Below are 21,906 nucleotides of genomic sequence, written 5' to 3'. Positions count from 1 at the left end.
GCTGAATCGTTTCACTTACACTCAGACTGAATCGTTTCAGCTATTTGATCAAGTCCCCGCACTTCACCTTGTTCAATGATATGATCCGGCGCACACTTTTCGGGTCGGAACAGGGTAAGGAGGGCGGGATATTGTTGCCAGAGAGAGCCAAACAAGACAGGGCCAACAAGATGAAACTGGATGAAGTGGCCGCCCTCGCCGGTGTCTCGCGCACCACGGCCAGCTATGTGATCAACGGCAAGGCCGATCAACACCGTATCAGTCAGGCGACCCGTGACAAGGTGATGGCCGTGGTCGAGGCCCATAACTATCGACCCGACAGCCGCGCCGCCTCCTTGCGCGGCGGCCAGACCCGCACCCTGGGTTTCATCCTGCCGGATCTGGAGAACGCCAGTTATGCCAAGCTGGCCAAGCGGCTCGAGCAGGGCGCCCGCGCCCGGGGTTACCAGTTGCTTATCGTCTGTTCGGAAGATGAGCCCGACACCGAAAAGGCGTTGTGCGACATGCTGATCAGCCGTCATGTGGATGCCTTGCTGGTGGCGAGCTGCCTGTCACCGGACGATCCCTGGTATCAGACCAAGCAGGCGAGCGGCACCCAGATCATCGCCATCGACCGGACCATGGCGCCGGGGCGCTTCATCAGCGTCGCCAGCGAGAACCGCAAGGCATGCGAGGAGCTGACCGCCTCCCTGCTGCACCCGGGGCTCGCCCATATCGCCTTGATCACTGCACTGCCAGGGTTGACGATCAGCCAGGAGCGGCGGCTCGGCTTCTTGCAAGCCCTGGAGGGGTGCAACGCCGAGCGTCATCTGTGCGAGGGGCAGCATTTCTCCCGCGCCGAAGGCTATCGGCTGATCAGCGCCCTGCATCATAAGCTGGGCGCCCTGCCCCCGGCCCTGGTGACCACCTCCTACATCTTGATGGAAGGGGTGCTCGATTACCTGATAGAGCAAGAGGCGGACATGAGCCAACTGGCCATGGCTACTTTCGGTGATGATCGCCTGCTCGATTTTCTCCCCTTCGGCATCAATTCGCTGCCCCAGCGCCATGATGAGCTGGCGGGCCTGGCCCTGGATCTCGCCTTCCAGGCCATCACAGGGGAGTACCGCTGCGGTCTGCACCATATCGCCCGCAGCCTGAAACGGCGGCGCTGATCCCTCCCTCTTGAGCAAACCCCAGCGCCAGCCGGGTTTGCTCTCTCGTGATCAGGGCCACGCTCTGTCCCGGGCGGCAGGGCCCCATGGCGGTGCCAACTGATCAGTGCACCTCATACCCTCCCCGTGCTGACAACGGCCCCATTGCCGCCGACTAATTCACCACCCGACTCATCACTGTCAGCATTTATTGCCAGATCCAGCGCAAGAAAATCACTTATCCAGCTATGGCGGGCTTGTTTCCCCCATTTTGATCCGTTAGCTTGGCAATCTCTTTTTACAAACGACAGGTTTTGAGTACAGATGCGTCTGCTGCGATATTGCTAGCCTTCGGATCGGACCCGAAGGCGCACTGCCCCGTTATGCCCTAGCCGCCCGCGCGGCCTTGTTATCCTCAATATCGGATTGGACTCATGAATACCAAGACTCTCGGATGTACCCTGCTCATCGCCGGTACCACCATAGGCGCCGGCATGCTGGCGCTGCCCCTGGCCTCTTCTTCCCTGGGCGGCCCCGCCACCCTGGCACTGATGCTGGGGCTCTGGGCGCTGATGGCCTTCACCGCCATGCTGCAAGTCGAAGCCAGCCTCAGCACCGGCAAGTGGTACCTTCATCAGCTGGCGGATCAGCTGCTCGGCCCCTGGGGCAAGCGCATCGCCTCCTTCTGCATCCTGATGCTGTTCTACTCCCTGGCCTCCGCCTATATCAGCGGTGGCAGCAGTCTGCTGGTGCAGGCACTGGCCGATGCCGGACTCTCCCTCAGTCAGGGTCAGGCCGCCTGGGCCTTCACCCTGCTGTTTGGCGGCATGGTCTGCGTCGGCACCAAGCAGGTGGATTACCTCAATCGACTGATGTTCACCGTGAAACTGGTGATCATGGTGGCCGTGCTGGCCCTGCTGCTGCCCCGCGCCGAAGGGCAACACCTGCTCTCCATGCCGCTGGGTCAGGGGCTGCTGCTGGCGGGCTTGCCGGTCATCTTCACCTCATTTGGCTTCCACGGCTCCATCCCGAGCGTCATGCTCTACCTGGGGGATTGCCCCAAGCGGCTGCGCCGGGTGTTCGTGTGGGGCTCTGCCTTGCCGCTGATCCTCTATGTCTTGTGGCAAGTTGCCATCCTGGGGCTGCTCGGCCAGCAGAGCCTGCTCGACAGTGGCGGCGCCCTGGACAGCCTGCTGGCCAGCGTCGGCAAGCTGGTCAACTGGCCCCTGTTCAACCAGGCCATGCACCTGTTTGCGGACCTGGCCCTGGCCACCTCTTTCCTCGGGGTGACCCTGGGGCTGTTTGACTTCATGGCCAAGGTGAGCAAACGCGACGATAACGCCAGCGGCCGTCTGCAGACCGGGCTCATCACCTTCGTGCCGCCCCTGTTGTTTGCCCTCTACTTCCCGCAAGGCTTCATCATGGCCCTGGGTTACGCCGCCATCGCCCTGGCCATACTGGCGGTACTGCTGCCGGTAGCCCTGGTGTGGCAGAGCCGCAAGCAAGCTGAGCCGCACCACTACCGCGCGCCGGGCGGCGTGCTGGCCCTCGGTGTTGCCGGTGCCATGGGGATATTGATCGTCGGGGTGCAGCTGAGCGTCAGTTTTGGGCTGTTACCCGCCCTCTAAGTCCTCCCCGTGATGAACTGCCGAAAGCCCCGCCAACCCCGTTGGCGGGGCTTTTTCATCAACGAATTTCATCAACGGAGATAGCCGACAGACAACCCCTGCTCGCCCCGCGACGGGTCTGCCACCAAGCCACACTGACAACATAAGTGTTTTAATCTGGTATATATGTACATATGTGTACATTACCGCACAACCCTCCTACACTGAGAACAGTGCGCACCAGACCCTTTGAAAGGGGGTGCAGCAAGGAGGAGATATGACTCAAGCCGCCCAACAAACCCTGAACGATAGTGCCATTGACCCTAGCAAGGCGCTGCCCGTGGTCTTTCGCATCCTGGATAAATGGCAGTGCACGACCGATGAGCAGCTGAAACTGCTGGGCATCTCATCCCGTTCAACATTGAACAAATACAAAGAGTCGAGCGGCGGTATCCGCCTGAGTGTGGATATGCAGGAGCGGATGAGCTACATCCTCAACATCCACAAGAGCCTGCGGGTGCTGTTCAGCGTCGATGACAGTATTTACGGCTGGGTGCGCAAGCCCAGCAGCCACCCCTTCTTTGCCGGGCGCAGCGCCATGGACATAATGAAAGGGGGTCGCGTGGCAGACTTGTATGAAGTCGCCACCCGCTTGCACGCCTGGCGTGGGGGCATGGGCTGATGGAAGCGCCATTGATTGCGTTCAAGGGGCAGCAGGCATACCGGATCATTCCGAGTCGCTATCCCACCATCTGCATTTATGAAGATGTGGCCAACGCCGACGAGCTAGAGGCCGTCTGGGCCATTGAGGCGCTCACCAACGATCGCCTGCGGGAAGAGGCGGGCGACCTGACTCGGGTTGCGAAGGAGGATTGGCTGGTCGGCCTGCATGGGGGCAGCTATGTGATGGCCGCCTTTACCCATCTCAATCCGGAAGGGGCCCGCTTCACCACCGGTGATTTCGGGGGCTACTACTGCGCCCCCCTGCTCGACACCGCCGTCAAGGAGACCGTTTATCACCAGGAGCGGATCTTCGGTTACACCAAGGAGCCCGCCCAGAAGGTACAGATGCGGGTGCTCCATACCGAATTTTGCGCCAATCTTGCCGACATCAGCGGGGAGGATTTTCTCTCCACCCCCCTCTATCACGCCACCGACTACAGCCACTCCCAGGCCTTTGCCAAGATGCAAAAGGGCAAGGCCATGGACGGCATTCACTATCGCTCGGTGCGTCACAGCGGCCACCACTGCCATGTGCTCTATCGCCCCTGCCTGGTCACCAGGATCCACCAGGCCCAGCATCTGGAGTACCACTGGAACGGCAACGCCATCGCCAACGTGCTGGAGATCAAGCTCTATGGGGAGTGACTAAACGCCCTCACAAGTCGGGCTGGCTCTATCAAAAGGTGTTTGTGTCACCCTGCTAACGAACTTCTCCCGCCCCAACAAATAGGTGCAGATACCGATGGCAAAGAGCCGCGACAGCTGACCCAGCCGGTCGACCACCCACTGACGGCGATGCTCGTAACTCTGGCCCGAGTGGGCATCTTCCCCACACAGAAAGGCCCGCCGCACGCAGCGGCTGACCACGTGGTAGTAAGGCGTATCCTGCAGACTGATTTGACGTGAACGGGCGATGGTCATGGCGAGCGCCTCGGCAGTGATGCCTCAAGTCAAGCAGTCCGCTACCCCCCAGTCATAATGGTGGGTGTCCCAGAATCTTTCGGCGGGAAGTTTTGCCGCCTTTATCAAGCTGGCTTTCTGCCTTCGTTACTTACGGGAACTATTGGTGGACAGAAAACCAGCATTTTGAGAACGCAGCCTAGTCAGCAGCTGTAAAAAAGTGCTTATCTAGATCAACAGGAGGAAATTGACTAGGTAGAATTTTTGACGAAATATCTCTGCTAAGCAGCTTTAAAAGAAACTCAACACAGCCGAAGTTGTAGACCTCCTCTTCCCCCTGATCCGAGCTATGAATAGCAACTTTCCATGAGTCTGGTTCTCCATCAACCAACCACACAATAGTTTCACCATTATCCGTTACCGCCCAAGGAAGAAAAGAACCTTCCGCTGGGTAATCTGGTCTTGGATAGTCCGATAAAAACTCCTGCCTCATTACGGCGTAAGCATCTATAAAATATTTGCTTTTTTCAAAATTCAAATTTTGATTTTTTGAAAGCGGGTTTAACACCCATAGAAAATCGTCTACTGCTCCACATCCGTAAATTGATATGAACTGTCTAAAATCGTTCGGTAATCGCAGACTTCCCTCAGATTCAAAGTTCGTCCAATCCGCATTATCAAAGATTCGCTGAGAGGGTGGCGAAAGAAGACTAACCAGCTTATTTATCATTCTCACTTAACTCCACTTACGTTCGGAATTGATACATCAAGAGTAAAACCGCCTGACCAACGAGCAGACAACGTTACTCCGGTTGGCATTGGGTTTGTACCTGTATAAATAGGCACCGCCCTATAGCTTACTGTTTCACCACTCTGCACTGCCCCCCTGACTTGACGCTCAAATGAACTCATATTTGGATGATTTGCGTTACGCTGGAAAAGTGTTACCAAATTTCTTGCATCATCACCAGCCCCTCCTAGTGAATTTGCAAGCAAATGTCCTCGCGCATGGTTAGCAGGCTGCCCCTCAAAACCTGGAGGTCGAATCGCTGGGTTAGCGCTTGAACCGCCTCCCAATGAATCCTCCCTAAGGACTGCTGTAACCCCAGTAGGTCGACCAAGTGAGTCAAGCTCACCAAGAATTACATTGCTTGGGGCATTTGGACTTGGCTTGGCAAGCGACGGGTAACTGCTTTCTGGAATTGCTTTTGGCCCTGCAGTTACAGCCTTACCAACACCCTCCTTCACTAACTTGGCCGTGATCTTCTCGGTCAGCAGCGCACCGCCTTTGACTACGCCAACACCCCCAGCGACCAGCGAAGCCCCCTCGGCCAGTAGTTTGCCATACTCCACACCGGCATTGAACGAGCCACTGGCTCCTGCCTGCTGGTATTGGGCCTCCGCCGCCTCAACTCGGGCCAGGTAATTCTGCTTTATCGCATCGGTCACGTTACCAAGCAGATCGCTGCTGGTTATCAGGCTCTTTAGCGCCTCCAACGTTTGAGCAGGGTTCAGCCCCAACTGCACCAAGCCTTGTACGCTATCCAGCATGCCTGCTGGCACACCTGCCAATAATCCCGCACCGTAGCTGGTCTCTTGTAACGCACTGATGGCATCCCACTTGGCACCATGCTGGGCGACACACAGCAATTCCCCCTGACACGAGGCGAAATCCTGTTCACGAATCTCTTTCTGTTGGTGGCTCAAATAGTTGTAGCGATGCACCGTCTCAGCCCGGTCTGCGCCGGTATTGAAGTCGTTTTGATCGCCAGTCACTGCCACTGCGGCCAAGCCTCCCAAGATCTGGCTTAATCCAGCCTGCGCATTTGGGTTGGTAAAGGTCTGGCTGACCCAGCCGCTACTCCATTCCGATATGGCGCCCCCTGCCGCCCCTGCCGCAAACTTGCCACCGGTGATCTCGACAATGGCGCCGCTAGTGACGCCGTGGGCGATGGTTTTGCCAGCCTCACCCAACGCATCGGCTTTATCACCGATAACGCCAGAGACCGATTTACCCACTTGTCCCTGAATATTGGCCAGCAGGCCATCACCAAAGCCTATGCGCTCGATAATTCTTCACTAATAGGGACTATACTGGCCCCCAATAACCATGAAATGGAGCCTGAGGCGAAACTAATCTCCAAATATCAGATGAGCTGAGACATTTAAACCATTTTTCATCAAAAGCAGATCCTGCATAATATTCCTGAACTGACACTTGAATTGCCAGTCCAGCTGTAACCTGACTGTTTATCCAGATTGTGAACCGCTCATACTCCCAAGGAGATGAAAATCCATCTATGACTTCCCAATTACAGTTTTTCATTCTTTTATCCAAGAAGGGTCTATTTTAAAATCTTTTGGGAAAAGTACTTGGTTACCACCACCGACCAATCCCCCTTGAGGAGCAGCAATGCCCTCAAAGTATTTTATTCCTTTCGGTACTTCAATTTTTACAACATTCGTAGCTGTATTTCCCCATTTAGGGTTCAGAGCGCTGTCAATGATTGATTGAACAGGTCCGGATGGGGGCGTTGTTGTCCAATACCCTCCTAACTCCTGAGCTGTGCCACCATAGACCCTGTACAGCGTGGTCGGTTGTTGTGTGACAATCTCAGAATACGTACCACTACGAAATGTATCTGCAATGCCTTTAGGCAAAGAACCTTGATTGATTGGTCCATACTGCGCAACTATTTGCCCTACGCCTTTTGATCCTGCAGTTACAGTCTGACCAACTCCCTCCCTCACCAACTTAGCTGTGATTTTCTCGGTCAGCAGCGCTGCGCCTTTGATTGCACCAACACCCCCAGCGACCAGCGAAGCCCCCTCGGCCAGTAGTTTGCCATACTCCACACTGGCATTGAACGAGCCACTGGCTCCGGCCTTCTGGTATTGGGCCTCCGCAGCCTCAACTCGGGCCAGGTAATTCTGCTTTACCGCATCGGTCACGTTACCAAGCAGATCGCCACTGGTGATCAGACTTTTTATGGCATCCAACGTTTGCGCAGGGTTCAGCCCCAGTTGCACCAACCCTTGTACACTATCCACCATGCCTGCTGGTACGCCTACCAATAAGCCCGCACCGTAGCTGGTCTCTTGTAACGCACTGATGGCATCCCACTTGGCACCATGCTGGGCGACACACAGCAATTCCCCCTGACACGAGGCGAAATCCTGTTCACGAATATCTTTCTGTTGGTGGCTCAAATAGTTGTAGCGATGAACCGTCTCCGCCCTGCCTGCGCCGGTATTGAACTCGTGTTGATCGCCAGTCACTGCCACTGCGGCCAAGCCGCCCAGGATCTGACTCAACCCAATCTGCGCCTCCGGGTTGGTAAAGGTCTGGCTGACCCAGCCGCTACTCCATTCCGATATGGCGCCCCCCGCCGCCACCGCCGCAAACTTGCCACCGGTGATCTCTGCAATGGCGCCGCTGGTGACCCCGTGGGCAACCATCTTGCCCGCCTGGCCAAGCACCTCGCTATTGTCGCCGATGACATTCGCCGTGGATTGCCCGACTTCCCCCTGAATATTGGCCAGCAAAAAGGTAGGTTCTAATTTTTAAAGAGCAGTATTAATGCCTTGTGGTTGACGCTGATTGAAAAGTGGCGTTCTAAGCCAATATTGCCAACGTTGCGCCTTTACTGGCCGAAAATAAAATCATCTTCGCGGTAAGCGTTGGGCTTCACTGCATTCAACACTAACCAACAAGATTTAGCCCAACAGTATGAGATGTACATGAATCGAGTCTACGACCTCATGCCAAACTGATAATGATATAAAATTTTCTTGTAAGCCTTTTATTTTTCATCAGTGTATTACACTTCAACCTCCCTTGTTTTTATATAAAACTAACAATGAAGCTGATAAGACCGCCACCACTCCAACAACAGCACCTTTTTTACAGAAAAATAAAAACACATCTATCGCATCGAAATCCGAGCCGTAAATGAGGTATACAAAGGACTTCATGGCAATGCCTCCAGCACCAAAAGCGACAGCAGTTAGCAATGAGCATGCGAACAATATAAATATAAAGAAAACCAGTTGTGAAAATTTATTTTTAATCATGAGGCGCTTCCTTAACTATTTTTTTAGTCTCGTCAGAAAATGCCTCTGAAAAGCCAGAGTTAATGACGTTACCAACTGTACTTGGTACTGAGCTAGCTTCAAGCGGCTTACTTATCCCAAAACCTAAATCAACCCATTCATAATTCTTCCAATTGGGATTAAATACGCCATTCAAGGGCACCTCAATCACTTTACCCACACCGTACCCAATACTGGCACCAACACCACTTGCAATACCACCAGTAAGCGGGTCCTCTCCTTTCAGGTAGCTCATGTATGCCCCCCCAGCACCGTTTGCCCCCACTGTTGGCCAAAATCCCCAGCCCGCTGTAGCTGCACTCAAATAAGCCGCAAATACCGCATCACTGGCATCTACCTTACTGATATCGCCACCGCTTGCCCACAACTGAAAGCCCGTACTTGCACTGCCTCCAATCCCCGCAACCAGTAGCAGTTCGGATGACAGTAATGGAAGACCCAGTACACCAAAACTGGCTATCGCAACATTCTTGCACTCTGTAGATTCACCACAGACACGGAACTGATCTTGCTTTGCCTTCATTAACTTGGAAAATTGCTCAGGATCGCGTGCTTTCAATCCGGCCAACGTATGAGCCATCGCATTGTACCGATACACCGTCTCCGCCCGGTCTGCGCCGGTATTGAACTCGTGTTGATCGCCGGTCACTGCCACTGCGGCCAAGCCGCCCAGGATCTGACTCAACCCAACCTGGGCTTCCGGGTTGGTAAAGGTCTGGCTGACCCAGCCGCTGCTCCACTCCGACATGGCGCCCCCTGCCGCCCCCGCCGCAAACTTGCCACCGGTGATCTCGGCAATGGCGCCGCTGGTGACCCCGTGGGCAACCGTCTTGCCCGCCTTACCCAGAACGTCCCCATTATCCCCTATCCAGTTGGCGGTGGACTGGCCCACTTCCCCCTGAATATTGGCCAGCAGGCTGGCTTTGAAGCTGTCTGCAAAGTGGGAGCCATTGATGGTGCTATCTATTCCGGCCGTGATCCCGGCGTTGCTGGTAACTCGGTTGAAAGTATCCCAGGAGAACATCTCTGCCGCTCCCGGCTGGGCATAGGGCGCCGGAGCGTTGGGGGCACCGCTTGACAAGCCAGCCCATTCGTTAAAGCCACTCAAGGCCCCCGCCGTCGCCACCGAGGTGGCCAGCTGACGGATATTGGCGCTGCTGCCCATCTCTTTCAGAACCGCCCCCAGATCCCCGCCGTTGTTGATGGTAGACAAGGCCGCTTGACTGATCAGCGTACTCATGGCGGCATTGGCCATGGCCGCCGTCGCCCCTGTCACGGCAGTAGTTGCGACCCCTTGTGCCGCGGCCAGGGCCGCGGCCCCCGCCCCAGCCGTCACGACGGCAAGCGCGATGGCGATGATGGCCGCCGCCGCAGGCCCCAGGCTCTGCTGGCTGTAGTGCCACTCATCAAACGCTTCTTGTACCGCCTGGCGCTGCACATCCGGCAGCTGTTCCAGCTGCTTGACCCATTCCATGCCGGGTTGCGTCGCCAATGTATCCAGCCGCGCCTGCAGGCTTTCACCCTCCCGCTGCCCCACCTGCAACAAGACACCTTCCCCTGCATGAACCTTGATGGCGGCGGCACTGAGTTGGTTCTGACGCTCGTTAGTGCTGGTCTCCCCCTCCCCGGACATCTTCACCATGACACCGCTCTTCTTCTCATCCTTGCGATAGAAGTGCTCATCGGTGGCGGTGAGCAAGTTAAGCATGCCCTCCGTGTTAAGGTGCAAGGTTTCCTCTGCCTTGATGTTGCTGCCTTTAAGGGTCATGTCTCCCTGGCTGGTCAGGGTGACATCGCCCCCCGCCATGATGGTCGTTCCCTGAGCTCTGCTATCACGTTGCTCTACCTCTTTGCTTTTGGAGCCAAAGGTACTGCTGCTCTTGCTCTTTTCGAAGTGGTAGACCTCGTTGTCTGCGGTGAGCAGTTGCAGCTCGCCACCGGCTTGCAGGCTGGCATTGCCTTGCGCCTCGATGATGCTGGCCTGGGCCAGCAGGTTGTTGCCTGCGCTCAGGCTCACGTTATCGCCAGAGATAGTCGCACCCACCTGGGTAGTGGTGCGGTCGATGGTGTGTTTGTTGCCCTTGCGTATATCGTCACTGGTCTGGTTCGCTTCGCTGGCCAGTACCAGATTATTGCCTGCACTCAGGTTTACATCGCCCTTGGCCTCGGCCGTTGAGGCCACCAGGCTCAGGTCATTACCGGCACTGAGAGAGAGGTTGCCACCGGCGTTGAGCTCGCTCATCAGCTGGTCGATGCGTGAGAAGCGGTTTTGTCCCGCCTCCCAGATGTGGCGATTCTCAAGGCTGCCGATGGTGATATCGTTACCCGCCTGCAGGGCCATATTATCGCCCGCCAGCAGCTCGGCGGCACTGAGCTGAATGTTCTGCCCCGCCTGCAGCCACAGATTGCCCATTGACGTGATACTGGCGGTGTCACCGACATCGGTGCGGCTAAAGCGGGTCTGATTGCTCAAGACATCGGAGAGGATGCCGTTGACATCCACATGGCGCTGGGCGGTCTGGGACTGGTTGATGATGCTGCCGTTGGCGCTGGCAAGCGTCACGTTCTGGCCGGATATCTGCCCCTGGTTGAGAATGTCATCCAGCGCCAGCAAGCTGAGGTCGCTTCCGGCTTGCAGCGCGCCCTGGTTGGTCAGGGTACTGCCGCTCTTGAGAGAGAGGGTGCCATCGGCCAAGAGGGTGCCGCTGTTGTTGATACCCCCTGCACTGAGATCGATATTGCCCGCCGTGATGACGCTACCGGAGAGGTGGCGCTGGTCGGCCTCGGTCAGATAGAGCTTGGGTGCCAAGACTATCTTGCCCTGATACCAGACAGGCTCCCACCACACCATGCTGCGGCCAAGCTGCGCCACCTGGGCGGCAGTCAAGGCGACCCCAGGAGAGAGCCCGAGCTCACGTTGGTTCCTTGCTGCGTTGTCGATAAGCGCCCGCATCTGGGCCAGATCCGACCCCATCTCATTGTTGATGAAGCGCCGACCTGTCTGAGCCAATACTGCATCACGGATGACACGGGTATCAAAAGCCGCATCCCCGAGCAGCTTGATGTCTTTCTCCGGGGCGAAGTTCACCTGTTCGAAAAAATAGTTGGAGCCGAGAAACTGGTCGACCTGGGTCAAAACCGGGCTGGTTTCAACCACTGGAGCCGTTACCAGGGCTGGCATGGGCTGGTTGTTTATCTGCACGGCGCCGGGCGCCGTCACCGACACGCCGCTGACGATCTGGCCCTGCCAGCCATGCTGCAGGCTCTGTTGCCATTGGCCTGAGACACCGGTCGCTCCAGACCCAATCTGAGGACCCTGTGCATTGGGGTCAAAGTCTGGTTGCAGGCTCTGCTGCCATTGCTGAGAGACGGTAGCATGGCCATTGTTGACTGGCCTGACGCTATTCAAGTCTTGGAGGTTGGGGGATGCAGTTTCGCCAATCACACGCCCAGGCAACGACCAGCTCGCGTTCTGACCATTAGCCGGGGTTATTCCGCCATTGCCAGAAATGCTATCGAAGGAGAGCTGCCCAGTACCCTGTAACTGCTGCTGGAGAGCGGCATCGATACGCTCCATCATGCCGTTGCCGGCTTGCCCCAGGTTGGCAAGCAGCGGATTGACCTCAATCAGATAAGGGCTGTCACCGCTGTGATTGATGGTAAAGAGTCCCTTGTCTCCCGAGGGCAACTGGAAGTCCGGCATCGGCACCCCGTTGTCGGGGCCGACCGGCTTGAGCACCTGTGACAGATATTGGGCATCCCCCTGCAATCCAGGTACCGCACCGGCTCCCTGGGCTTGAGGCAGTGACATTCCAGGGCGTTGAGTGCTGCTGCTGACCGGCCCGGCATGAGCCTTGATGGTGACGTTATCAATCATGCCAGCAACTGTGCCGGTTAGATTGCCGCCGGCGGAGATGAAACTATTGAATACTCTTCCCTCACCGATTAGAACTTCATTTACAGAGTACAGCTTGTAAGTTGCGGACCTAGCACTATGGGGAACATTTGGCCTCGAACCTTGGTTTCCCCCTACATATTTTTGAGAAGTTTTGAAGCCTTCATCAGGCCTATATTCCAAATTTATTTCCGTCCTTCCCTCCACTAAAGAGCTATTTGTCAGCGCACCTATGTCAAGGCTCATATTTTGACCTGAGTATACATCAGAGTATGAATTGACAAGTTCGCCAGAAGATATTGATAAATGTCGAGCGGCATTTATTTTACCCGCTGAAGAGTAGTCTGACACTTTAATATTTTGACCTGCGATAGCATCAGTTACGAACTTTGGATAAGACAACCTAACATAGTATCTGTCGGCATGGTCACCCCCTCGACCTTCCGTACCTTCGGACCATTCTGGTGTAACCACCTTGCCTTGAGGTGGTTGACTGCCCGCCCCTCCTTCATGAGTAGAAACAAACTTAGCTCGTTGATTGACAACCCTACCTGCCAATAACGTCAAATCCCCATTAGATTCTATTGTTCCTGACGAGTTGAGAATGCTGCCATTATGAACTTTTAAATAAGAGCTCTTTTCTGCCAGCAATGTACCGTATTCATTAGTCAGATTACTGTTTGCCGTCAGATTCTGAGTTCCACCACTATAGATAGTCCCTCGGTTATAAAGGGAATTACCTTGCCACCCAATATCCCCGTTGCTGGCCATCAGTCCGGTGTTACGCAGCTCACCCTGGCTATTCAGAGTCAGACCTTGGCCGGATTGGATACTGCCATTGTTCTCCAGTCGCTGAGCACTCAGCTGCATCACGCCGTTACTCACCAGAGCCCCGCTATTGGTGAGCTGACCGGTGACGCCTGCATTGAAACGCTGACCCGCTCCCCACTGTCCCTGATGCTGCCAGTTGCCCTGCACCTGCAAGTCCAGTATGCCCTTGGCACTCAGGGTGCCCTGACTATTGAGGGAGGATCCAACCTTGAGGGAGAGATCGCCACCGGATAGCCATTCACCTATGCCGGTTACCTGGCCTGCCTCCAGCGTGGCCTTCTGCCCCGCCAGGATCTTGCCGGGTGCGTAAAAGTTGGCACTGCGCAGGGTCAGCTGTTGCCCGAACAGAGTGCCTGTATTGACCAGGCGGGCCAATGGAGAGGCCTCCAGCCAATTGGCGCTGACGAGCCCCGAGTTGCTGAACTGATTCCCCTTGAGGATCAAATGGTTGCGGGATGATATCTCACCAGCATTACTCAGTATGGCCGCCGAAATGTCTCCCTGGTTCTGTGCTCGCAGCACGGCGCCCTGCTGATTGTCGAGGGACTGTGTCTCAAGGCGCACAGAGCCCCCCTGCACACGCCCACGGTTCTGAACCCCGGTATTGATGATGGCCAGATTATTGGCAAGTAAGGCTCCCCGGTTATCGAGTTGAGCGCTCGTGATGGTGAGCCCATCCCCTTGCAAGGTTCCCCTGTTATCCAGCCGGGCACCACTCAGGCCCCCTTGACCGGCAACCAGCATGATGCCGTCGTTTTGCAGCTCACCACGACTCTGCAGACTGCCAGCCTCGATACGTCCTTGCTGGTCGATGCGGGCCGCCCCCAGAGCCAGTTCACCACCACTGAGCAGATTACCCAACTGAGTTAGCTGGGAGGCAGTGGTGAGATTGACATTGCCCTTGGAGGCCAGCGTTCCCTTGAGAGTCAGTGAAGGCGCAGAGAGAAGGATGCCCCCATCGGCCTGTACCGTGCCCGCAAGCACCGAATTCTCGGTGAATGTGGCATTCAAGGTACCGCTGGCGCGGGTCTTGCCACTCTGTTGCCAGCTGCCACTGCGCAGTCCGAGATCGGTCCCTGCCAGCATATCCCCCTGCTGTTCAAAGCTGCTGCCCTTGACCTGCATCGCTCGCTCGGACTGCCAGAGCCCCTGCTGAGTCAGCAGCTTGCCTTCGACCGACAGATTCCCGCCCGATACCAGCTGGCTGCCACTCTTGCTGTCCAGATCGCCGCGGCTCAGCAGCGTTAGATCGCCGCCGCTTATCAATGAACCGTTTATCGTGACTGTATCCGCCTGGATATCGGTCACGCCGAGGATACGCCATGGACCCTGCTGTTGCAGTTGGCCGGTGCGCAGCGTCAGAGTGCCGTTGCTACCCAGAGTACCCGCCCCTTGCCAGCTCGCACTGTTCAGAACAAGATTACCGCCTTGCAACTGCCCGCCATGCTGAATCGCACCTCGGGCGTTTACCACCAGATCACCCTGGCTGTTGAGGCTGCCTCCTGTCGTCAGGCTGTTGGTATCCAGAGCGACAGTCTCCCCCTGCAAGGCGCCATCCAACGTCAAGGTCTCGCCTTCTAGTCGCAGCGCCCCATCCGTGACGGTCGTGCCCCTGTGGTTGAAGCGTTGACCCTGCCAACTCAGGTCATCAGCAGCGGAGAGCATGCCGGCGCTGCTGACATCCGCAGCATTGAGCGTCAACCGGCCGTTGCTGGCTGTGGTACTGCCGCTCTCAAGAATTATCTCGTCGGCAGTCAGGGACATATCCCGGTTGGCCAACAACTTGCCACGGCTATCAAGGTGCTGCGCCGTCAGGGTCATGATGCTGCCAGATTGCAGCGTACCGCTATTGTCCAGCTCACCCAGTGTCAGGCTTTGCGCAAGGCCGCTGATCCAGGATCCGCTATTGAGCAATCGGGATGCAGTCAATGTGATGCCTTGATCGGATTGCCAATGACCACGGTTGATCAGATCACCAGTCTGCAAGACCAGAGCCCTTTTGCTGACCAGAGCACCACCGTTGTCGATATGACCGGCTTCCAGCGCAAGCGTCTCACTCGAGATCTTGCCTTCGTTATGCAGGGTATTTGCCACCTGCAGAGCCAGGCTTCCCCCACTGGCCAAGACACCCTGCTGGGTCAAGGCTGTCGCCAGAATATTCTGCTGCAAGCCAGCCACTATACTGCCTTGCAATGTCATCTGGTCAGCTTTTAATTGCTGATTGTCCCTGGCCAGCAGGCTACTTGCCTTGCCTGTAGTGAGAGTGCTGGCTTCCAGTGTCTGGCGATCCCCCTTGAGGGTCCCCTCCAGGGAGATCTGGCTACCGGTGAGTTCGGCCTCGCGGGCGACGGTTGTCCCCCCCATGATCAGATGCTGACCACCCCATTGCAGGCGATCGGCCACGACATTGCCTGCCAAACTTGCCTGCCCTGCAGTCAGTGCGAGTTGGTTTTTGGCCTGGGTGAGGCCACCCAGGGTCAAGGAGTCGGCTCCCAGGGCCAGATCGCCGCTACTGAGCATGTCTCCTTGGGAGTCGAGAGTCGCAGCGGTCAAGTTGAACTGGTCCTTGCCAACAAGGACCCCATTGTTCACGAGACGATCGCTGGCCTTCATGGTCAGCCGATGAACACCCACATCACCACTGTTGATGAGATGTTGGCCCGACAGGGTCGCCCCTCCGGCAATCAAGGTCCCCAGGTTGTGCCATTGTTTCCCCTCCCAGCCAAATTCCCCCAGGCTCTCCATCCGCCCACGGTTTGTCAGTTGGTCGAATGCCAGCCCCATACTGGCCGCACGCAAGGCGCCGCTGTTGTTGAATTGAGAGCCTTCCATTTGCAGCGCACCATCACTGACCCACTGGCCATGCTGTTGCACATCATCAACCTTGATGGACTGATCGCCTGCGCCGAGCCAGGAGCCTTCTTGCAACAGGCTCGTGCCGACCAGAGTGAGCGGCCCACCGGCCACCAGAGTTGCCCCCTGCTGGTTATGTACTTCTCCGACGGTAAAGTTCGCTGCCTGTTCACTCGCCAAACGCCCCTTGTTGACCAGGGAGTCGGCCAACAGCTGCCATTGGCTGGCTTGCCAGTCCCCATCGAGCGTCAGTTTCTTGCCCGTGCTGTGCAGCAGGCCGCCAACACGCCAATTACCGGACAACTGCTGCTCATCTCCCTTCAAGGTCAAAGAGCCACCGATATCGGTATTCCCTCCCAGAGTCAGCAGGCTGGCGCCAAGCTGGACAGCCCCCTGACTGGTGAGACGCCCGGTCAGGGTGGCGCGCTCCGCCGAAAGCTCAACTCCCTGTTTGCCTTGCAACAAGCCACTATTTTGCAGCTCTTTACTGGTCAGGGAGAGTTGGTTACCCGCGAGGCTCCCCAGATTGGTCAGATGCTCCTGGGCCTCGATGCTGTGTTTACCACCGGCGATGAGAGTTCCATCGTTATCGAGGGTGCGAGTGGTCAGCGTCAGATCCTTGCCCGCCTGCAACCACCCCTTATTGGTCAGCAGATCGCTCTGCCAGGTAAAGCCATCGCTGATAAGGTGCTGGCCACTGCTCAGACCCTCACGACTTTGCAACGCCGCCATCCTGGCTTGTGTCGAGCCGCCCAGTTGCAGCTTGTCGGCCTTAATACTGAGGTCCTGGGTTGTGTTCAGCGTACCGAGCTGGACATAGTTGCCCGCCGTGATACCCACGTTCCCCTTGGCTGCCAAGGTACCCGCCAGGTTCACCGCATCTCCGGCCAATGACAGCTTGCCACCTGCCTGCAACACACCTTTGTCTTGCTGGGTCAGCCGTGTTCCACGCCAGACCAGCGCATCGTCCGCTGTCAGCGATCCCAGTAGATCCCACTGATCAGCTTCGATATCAGCCTGCTTGGCCAGCACCTTGCCGGCGCTGCGCAGGGTCTGGGCCTTCACGTTGAGCCCCTCGCCCACTTCCAGTTCACCGCCGAGGTTGGCCTCTTTCGCCCTCAGCTGCAGCGTGCCACCGACTTGCAGTGTGCCAGACAGGCTTAACAGGGTGGCACCCAGGGTCAGATCCGTGCCGATGCGGGACTCCCCGCCGAGTTGCAGCGTATTCCCCTGCAAGTGAGCGCCCTGAGTCGTCTCCAGGGCTCCATCCAGGATCAATCGAGATCCCGTCAAGGTCATATCCCGGGCGAGCAATCCCCCCTGGCTGCTTAACTCCGCAAAATCGAGCGCCATATGTCCCTGCGCCAGTGCCGTGCCCTTGTGGATCAAGGTATCTCCTGACAGGGTCAGATCGGCCCCCGCCTGCATCCAGCCATTACCTTCCAGCTGCGTGCTTTGCCATACCAAGTTGTCCGATGCCAACAGTCGACCACTCTGATGACCACGGTCGCTGGTCAGTTGAACAGACTGCCCCTGTACCTGCCCCGCCAATGACAAGTCATCGGCCTTGATGGTCATGGCCTGGCCACTGACCAGGATGCCGCTCTGGCTGACCTCTTTACCCTGGATGTTCAGTGCATTACCCGCACCCACCGTGCCGCCCAGGGTCAGCATTTGCCCCGTCAGCGTCACGCTCTGGTTGGCTATCAGCTCGCTGTCAGGGCCGGTCGTGAGTTCTTGTCCCAGCCACGCTATCCCCTCCCGGCTGTGCAGCTTGCCGTCACTCTTGGCCTGGTTTACGGCCAGCACCAGTGACTGCGCCTTGAGCAATCCATCGAACTCGCCTTTCTCGGCCGTGACCTGGGCTTTGCCCCCCACCAGAGTCTGACCACTCAGTTGCAACAGCCGGCTGCCCAGCTGCAGTTCACCGTCGGTCAACTGCTGACCCGCCAGCACCAACTCATCCCCGTCGAGCACAAGCCGCGATACCCCCAGCAAGGTGCCATCACTGGTGAGTTGATGGGCGTCAATCGCCACATCCTGGCTGGCGATGCGCCCCCCGTTGGTCAGCTTCCCAGCCTCGACTGCCAGGGTGTCACCGCCAGCCAGGGAACCCCGGTTGCTCAGGGAGTCCCCCTTGAGCACCAGATGCTTGTCCCCCTGCAGGCTGCCGCTGTTCTCCAGCTCACGCCCTTGCCAGCTCAAGGTCTGACCAGCCTGTACCTCACCCTGGTTGCTGAGTTTGCCCGCCGCCAGCTGGACTTCCTTACCCCGGACCTTGCCGCCGACGGTCAGGTCTTCGGCATTCACCTCAAGCCGCTGAGCGGTAACCTCACCCTCCAAGGCCGCTCGCCCTGCCTGCAGAGTGGTCTTGGTTCCCGATTCACTTTTGCCCTGTGAGCCTTGCTGCCACTCATCGCCAGCCCTGATTTCCAACGAGCCCGCCGAACTCAGCAAGCCATCGTTACTACCGCTGTCATTAAGCGTGACGGTCAACGCCTGTCCGCTCTTTAGGAGGCCTTTGTTATCAAGATGCTGACTCTGCACATTCAGAGTTTGCCCTGCTTTCACCTTTCCATGGTTGCGCACACTTTTTCCGGTGAGACTGACGCTATCCCCTTGAAGCTCCCCCGCCTGAACGAGATCATCTGCCGCTAGGACAACCCGTTTGGCCGTCATCTCGGTATGCGTATTCATATTCCGGGCGTTGGCATCGATAACATTCGCTTGCGACTTGCCCCCCGCGAGTGTCAACCCCTCATCGGCTTGCAGTGCCAAGGTGCCACCACTGGTGAGGTTACTCTGATCGAGCCGCAGCGACTTGCCCGCAAGACGAGCGTCTTGTGCGGCCTGAATGTCTGCATTCTGTACACTCAGCGTCCCCGCTGCGCCAATCTGGGCAGAGCCACCGGCCTGTACCTTGCCAGTCAGGGCAACGTCATCACGCCCCGCTACCCGCAGGGCGCCAGCGGAAGATGAGTTTCGCAACCGGATCTTGCCGCTGGCATCCAGGGTCAGATCCCCTTGACTTGCCACCGCATTGGCCAAGTTGACTCCCACCCCCTGCTCAGTCGAGACCAGCCGAATTGTGCCCGCGTACATACCGCCCAACGCCGCGGTGTCGATGGCTACCTCCGGTGCCGGACCTTCACCAGCTTGGGCCCGGATTTCCCCGGTCTGGCGGTTGACCTGATTCGCCCCGGCTATCACGTTGACCTCTTTGCCATGCAGGGCACCATTGAGGTGCACTGCTCGCGCGATCAGATCGACCGAGGCCTGATGGCTGGCATCCAGCCCCTTGCCTCCCACCGTCAGCGTGCCGCGTTTGACATCGAGTGCTTGCAGCTGTCCATGGGCATCCAGCACCGGCTTGCCGGTCGACAGCGTCACATTCGGGGTATTGATGAAGCCACAACCATCGCACGTCAGCCCATTGGGGTTGGCCACCACCACACCAGCCTGTTGGCCTGCGATTTCCAGATAGCCTCGTAACTGCGATGGATTGGCGCCCACCACTTCATTGATGATGAGGCTGGCCGCTTGGCCATTGAGATGGGGGTTGTTTTGGATCAGCCCCCCCAGTTGGGTCTGGGTCAGCTGACCCGTGGCATTGTTGAGAATGGCGCCAACCTGACCGACGTTGAAATCTGTGTAGCGGTTGTGGGACACCCCAGCGCCGTTGGGGGTGGCTATATCCACTATGGGCACCCCGTTACCAGCCTGATTGAGGCTGGTATTACCTGTTGCTACGGCTATCCCTGCGGCAAAGGCCGGGTGAGCAGGCTGCAGGACCATCATCAGACAGGTCTGGTACACCAGAGCGCGGCACACCAGAGAGAGTTGAGGTTGACGGATGGTCTTGGTGGTCATCGGTTTTTTCCTTAAAACGCGACGCTGGCGCGGTAGTACAATACCCAGGGGTCGGGGTTGAGCCAGCCAGGTGCGCTGACGGGAAATCCTATGCTGATGTGGGTAGTCACATGGCGGTAGCGCTGCTCCCAGCCCATGGCGGTCCCCACCAGGCTGCGCCAGCCATCTTGCTGGTTGCCCAGATCGACCCGTCCCATGTCGAGGGCCAACCAGGTGCGCCACTGACCTAACCAGCTGGGGGCTTGCCCCTGCCAGCTCAGCTCGTTGCGCAGATAGCCACCACTCTCGCCACTGATGCTCTGCTCCTTGAAACCGCGCACCGAGCCATCCCCTCCCAAGGAGAGACGCTCCACGCTGTAGAGCACATCAGGTGACCACTGCAACGAACCAGTCGACAACCAGCCCAGATGCTCACCAGCCGTACTGTAGCTGCCAAACAACCCCCACTTTTCAAACTGTGCCTGAGGCCACAGATCCGAGCGGCCACTGTCATTGTCGGCACCAAACCAGTCGGTGCCGAGCGTCAAGGCAGGATTCAGGGTGAAGAAGTGGCGATCCAGCCGGGTTGCAAAATTGAGGCCCAGCCGCAGGGAAGAGAGTTCATAGCTGCTGCTATCTAGCAACTGCTCCATGATGAGATTGCGGCTCTGGCGATGGGTAACACCAGCCACCGCCGACATCTTGCTGTGACCATCTCGATAGAGGGTACGAGTCAGGTTCGCGATGGTGGTACGCGTGTCGCCACGGCTCTCGAACAGGTGCCCTCGCGACAGCAGATCGTTGCGATATTCACTGTACTGATAACCGGCATCCAGTAACCAATAGCCATAAGGCAGGCTGATCCCTGCCTGCCAACTGGCGGCGTTGTGGGCGGTACGTCCATCGGTACTGCTGACAACCCCCAGGGTCCACAGCTCGGCGAGCGACAGCAGATCATCGGCACTCAGAGAGAACCGGCCCTGCTCTTCGCCGGTGCTCTGCTGGCCGCCATTATCAAATTCGAGGCTGCCCTGCAGGGGAGAGGCACGCCCCCCCTTGAGATTGACGATGGAGAGCCCAGCCTGATGGCCGGGTTGAATGTCGAGTTGATAGGAGAGTGAGCGCAATCGGGAGAGTTGATCCACCCCCTGCTCCAGATCTCGCAGATTGAGGATCTTCCCCTCCAGTCCCGGGAACAGCGTCAGGGCTATAGGGTCGGGCTTGCCCTCAACAAGGATGGCCTCGATACGCCCTTCCAGTACCCCCAGCGTCAGGATACCGCCAGCCAGATCCTGCTCCGGCAGGAAAGCCCGACTGGTGATATAGCCCTTGGCCAGATACCACTGACTGACGTCACGCATCAGGGTGTTGATCTGGGAAAGGCCCATACAGGTATTCAGATAGGAAGCGTTGAGCCTGGATCTGGCCTTGGCATCTAGGACAGTGCTCCCCTCCAGACGGATCTCGGTCACCAGGAAGCAGGGGCCACCCTCATCGGCGTTAGCCGGAGCCACCTGGGTGGGTAAAGATTGTTGCCGTGCGACCTCATCACGCTGGCGTGCAGCCTCTTCCAACTGAGTACGCTGGCGAAGTTCAATATCGCTTTGATCAAGCGGAGACGACAGAGGCCCAGCAGCATCGGCGCTCTGAGCCAATAACAGAAGCAACGCAATTGCGCCCGTGCACATGCGTGAGGTATGACAACTCATTGTAATAATTCTTTTATTGTTTTTTAGTGCCACCTTGCCATGGGCCAGAAACTCGACTCGGCTTCTTTAAGTTGGATGACAAGACCTGAACGAGCCGGATTATATAGAAAGTGTTCTTAACGCGACACCTTTTGTCTTATTCGTGTGACATCCGTCTCGCCAAAGACGTATGCATGATGTCACCTGATAGGTTGATGTATCACGGCCTCATGGCTCGACAGACGAGCCATCACTCCTAATGCTGTACCTGTCGAGGAGCAATGACAGGCAGGCATGTATCGAGGAAAGCACCA

General features: G+C 57.2%; 10 protein-coding genes and 1 pseudogene. 4 read left to right on the top strand and 7 right to left on the bottom strand.

Annotated elements, in window-relative coordinates; translation table 11 throughout:
- Nucleotides 1–170: 170 nt before the first annotated feature.
- The 4 genes from cra (at nucleotide 171) to BN1130_RS16355 (ending at nucleotide 4,108) form a co-directional block, all read left to right on the top strand.
- Nucleotides 171–1,154, top strand: coding sequence for a catabolite repressor/activator (gene cra, locus BN1130_RS16370; RefSeq protein WP_042043275.1), 984 nt, complete (start codon nucleotides 171–173; stop codon nucleotides 1,152–1,154).
- A gap of 413 nt (nucleotides 1,155–1,567) precedes the next feature.
- Nucleotides 1,568–2,761 (top strand): aromatic amino acid transport family protein, encoded by a 1,194-nt coding sequence (locus BN1130_RS16365; protein ID WP_042043246.1) that lies wholly within the window; start codon nucleotides 1,568–1,570, stop codon nucleotides 2,759–2,761.
- Nucleotides 2,762–3,017: 256 nt separating this feature from the next.
- Nucleotides 3,018–3,422: an MbcA/ParS/Xre antitoxin family protein gene (locus BN1130_RS16360; protein WP_042043245.1), complete on the top strand. Its 405-nt coding sequence runs from the start codon at nucleotides 3,018–3,020 to the stop codon at nucleotides 3,420–3,422.
- Entirely contained in the window at nucleotides 3,419–4,108 is a 690-nt protein-coding gene (locus tag BN1130_RS16355; protein WP_042043244.1) for an RES family NAD+ phosphorylase, read from the top strand. Before BN1130_RS16360 ends, BN1130_RS16355 begins: the two co-directional genes overlap by 4 nt.
- Nucleotides 4,109–4,189: 81 nt before the next feature.
- Here BN1130_RS16355 and BN1130_RS16350 read toward each other — a convergent pair.
- The 7 genes and pseudogenes from BN1130_RS16350 to BN1130_RS16320 form a co-directional block, all read right to left on the bottom strand.
- Nucleotides 4,190–4,384 (bottom strand): annotated as a pseudogene (locus tag BN1130_RS16350) (alpha-amylase family glycosyl hydrolase); the annotation flags it as partial.
- Nucleotides 4,385–4,562: 178 nt separating this feature from the next.
- Complete coding sequence (locus BN1130_RS21795; RefSeq protein WP_084218238.1) at nucleotides 4,563–5,093, bottom strand: SMI1/KNR4 family protein; 531 nt, start codon at nucleotides 5,091–5,093, stop codon at nucleotides 4,563–4,565.
- 2 nt (nucleotides 5,094–5,095) lie between these two features.
- Nucleotides 5,096–6,382, bottom strand: coding sequence for a DNA/RNA non-specific endonuclease (locus BN1130_RS21360; RefSeq protein ID WP_052448248.1), 1,287 nt, complete (start codon nucleotides 6,380–6,382; stop codon nucleotides 5,096–5,098).
- A 303-nt stretch (nucleotides 6,383–6,685) separates the two neighbouring features.
- Nucleotides 6,686–7,909 (bottom strand): DUF637 domain-containing protein, encoded by a 1,224-nt coding sequence (locus BN1130_RS22375; protein ID WP_157014059.1) that lies wholly within the window; start codon nucleotides 7,907–7,909, stop codon nucleotides 6,686–6,688.
- Between the two features lie 282 nt (nucleotides 7,910–8,191).
- Complete coding sequence (locus BN1130_RS16330; RefSeq protein ID WP_042043241.1) at nucleotides 8,192–8,437, bottom strand: hypothetical protein; 246 nt, start codon at nucleotides 8,435–8,437, stop codon at nucleotides 8,192–8,194.
- The gene (locus BN1130_RS16325; RefSeq protein ID WP_042043240.1) at nucleotides 8,430–19,925 is read right to left on the bottom strand and encodes a two-partner secretion domain-containing protein; all 11,496 of its coding nucleotides are present in this window, start codon (nucleotides 19,923–19,925) and stop codon (nucleotides 8,430–8,432) included. The genes BN1130_RS16330 and BN1130_RS16325 overlap by 8 nt, the downstream gene beginning before the upstream one ends.
- 11 nt (nucleotides 19,926–19,936) lie before the next feature.
- Complete coding sequence (locus BN1130_RS16320) at nucleotides 19,937–21,478, bottom strand: ShlB/FhaC/HecB family hemolysin secretion/activation protein (protein WP_052448247.1); 1,542 nt, start codon at nucleotides 21,476–21,478, stop codon at nucleotides 19,937–19,939.
- Nucleotides 21,479–21,906: the final 428 nt, after the last annotated feature.

It is taken from the genome of Aeromonas rivuli, from assembly GCF_000820045.1.
Classification (GTDB): Bacteria; Pseudomonadota; Gammaproteobacteria; order Enterobacterales; family Aeromonadaceae; genus Aeromonas; species Aeromonas rivuli.
This window is presented reverse-complemented; position numbering and strand designations above follow the sequence as displayed.